This is a genomic window from Streptomyces beijiangensis, from assembly GCF_017315755.1.
GTDB lineage: Bacteria > Actinomycetota > Actinomycetes > Streptomycetales > Streptomycetaceae > Streptomyces > Streptomyces beijiangensis.
On sequence record NZ_JAFLRJ010000728.1, the window covers coordinates 1 to 2,181 of the forward strand.

Annotated in this window: 3 protein-coding genes; 1 reads left to right on the forward strand and 2 read right to left on the reverse strand. The window is 70.5% G+C overall.

Annotation, left to right across the window (positions count from 1 at the left end):
• A partial coding sequence (locus J0695_RS38685; RefSeq protein ID WP_206969535.1) for an aldo/keto reductase occupies positions 1-725 on the forward strand: 725 nt, incomplete at its 5' end.
• Positions 726-788: 63 nt separating this feature from the next.
• Here J0695_RS38685 and J0695_RS38690 read toward each other — a convergent pair.
• Entirely contained in the window at positions 789-1,430 is a 642-nt protein-coding gene (locus tag J0695_RS38690) for a TetR/AcrR family transcriptional regulator (protein WP_206969536.1), read from the reverse strand.
• Positions 1,427-2,107 (reverse strand): DUF4166 domain-containing protein, encoded by a 681-nt coding sequence (locus J0695_RS38695; protein ID WP_206969537.1) that lies wholly within the window; start codon positions 2,105-2,107, stop codon positions 1,427-1,429. The genes J0695_RS38690 and J0695_RS38695 overlap by 4 nt, the downstream gene beginning before the upstream one ends.
• Positions 2,108-2,181: the final 74 nt, after the last annotated feature.

The window sequence follows — 2,181 nt, forward strand, 5'->3', positions numbered from 1 at the left end:
ACACCGCCGCTGCGTACGGCAACGAAGAAGCCGTCGGCCGGGCGATCAAGTCCAGCGGCATCGCCCGCGCGGACCTGTTCATCACCACCAAGCTGTGGGTGCAGGACGCCCCCGCCGAGGACAACACCCAGCGGGCCTTCGAGACCTCGCTGACCAAGCTGGGCCTGGACCACCTCGACCTGTACCTGATGCACCAGCCCTTCGGCGACGTCTACGGCCAGTGGCGCGCCATGGAAGCCCTCAACCGCGAGGGCCGCACGAAGGCGATCGGCGTCGCCAACTTCTATCCCGACCGACTGCTCGACCTGATCCTCAACAACGACATCACCCCCGCGGTCAACCAGATCGAGACCCACCCGTTCTTCCAGCGCGCCGACTACCAGGCCCTCATGCGCGAACACGACGTACAGATCCAGTCCTGGGGCGGTTTCGCCGAGGGCAGGAACGACCTGTTCACCAATCCGCTCCTGGCCGGGATCGGCAAGGAGTACGACAAGTCGGTGGCCCAGGTCGTGCTGCGCTGGCTGACCCAGCGCGGCGTCATCGCCATCCCCAAGTCGGTGCGCGCCGAGCGCATGGTGGAGAACTTCGACGTCTTCGACTTCACGCTCACCGACGAGCAGATGGCCCGGATCGCCACGTTGGACGCCGACAGCTCGCTGTTCTTCGACCACCACGACCCCGAGATGGTCACCTGGCTCGCCAAGCGCCGCCTCGACGCCTGAACAAACTGCCCGGGACTTCATCGACGCCTATGCAGCATCCCGCCGCTGGACGAAGGCGCCGGGTCAGTCTCGGGTACGGCGGCGCAGCCCGTGGGTGACTGCCCGCTGGGACAGGGGGCCGAGTCCTTCCAGGGCCTGGGCGAGGACGGCGAGCTGTTCGAGCGAGTCCAGGGCGCGAGCAGCGCCCTCGGGGTCGACGCCCTCGTACAGCTGGATGCCGACGAAGGAGGCGGCCGCAGCACGGGCAAGCCCGGCGGGGTCGGCGAAGGCGGCCAGGGGGGTCGCGGCGAGCAGCCGGGTCAGGACGGTCTCCAGCTCCTCGATCCACAGTGCGAGCCCGGCGGAGGTCGCGGCCGCGAGGGCGGGCGCGGTCTGGCCTGCGGCCAGCAACTGGCCGAGGACGGCCACCTGGCCGGCGGCCCGTTCCTCGGCGTGCATCGCGCGGGCGAAGGTCAGGAGTTCCGCGAGGGAGTCCAGGGCGGCGAGCCGCTCGCGGTAGCGGGAGACGCGCTGCTCGGCGCCGTGCACGCAGGCGGCGGCCAGGAGCTCGTCGACGGAACCGAAGTGGTAGAAGATCAGCGCCTGGTTGACCCCGGCGGTGGTCGCGATCGAGCGGGCCGAGGTCTTGGCGATGCCCTGCTCGACCAGGGTGCGCAGGGCCCCTTCGAGGAGTTTGAGGCGGGTGGCCTCGCTGGACGTGCTCACGCGCGGGCCTCCTCGCGGACAGGCCGCAGGCCGGCGCGGAGTCCGTTCCCGCCCGCGTCGACGTACTCGGCGGTGAAGGAGCCCTCGTAGCCGAAGAGGAAACCGAAGTGCCGGTTGGTCACCCGCACCCGGACCCGGAAGCGGCCGGTGCTCTCGTCGAACGACTCGCGGACCTCGGCTTCGCCTCCGATCAGGGACGGGACGCGTACGTCGACGGGGCCCTCGCGGAAGCGGTGCTCACCGGAGCGGATGAGTAGCGAGCCGTCGGGTTGGGCGCTCATGTGGAGGTCGCTGGCGAGGTGTTGGTGGGTGCCGAGGTAGTCGAGGACGCAGTCGCGCTCGGGGCTGAAGACCATCGTGGCGTCGAAGCGGTGGGGGCCGTCAGGCAGTTGGAAGGTCCGTACGAAGGTGACGGTCTCGCGGCCGAAGGAGTCCACGTAGGGGAAGTTCTCGATGACGAAGGGCACGTCGCGCCCCTCGCGCGGGACGAGGATGTTGCGCGTCCCGCCGAGCCGGAGGAACGGCTTGACGAAAGGGGCTCCGTGGCGGATCCGCTCCATCGTCCCGCGCCCGACGCAGGCTTCGCCGCTGTCGAGCCCGACGGAGAAGCGCCGCCGGATCTCGGGGTGCAGGCGGCCGAAGTCGGCGCCCATGTGGGTGTGGAAGATCGAGGTCACGAGGACTCCAGGGCGGCGAGCAGGCGGGGGGCGCGGACGTGCCCGGGCGGGGTGCGCCGGCAGCGGCGTGCGGC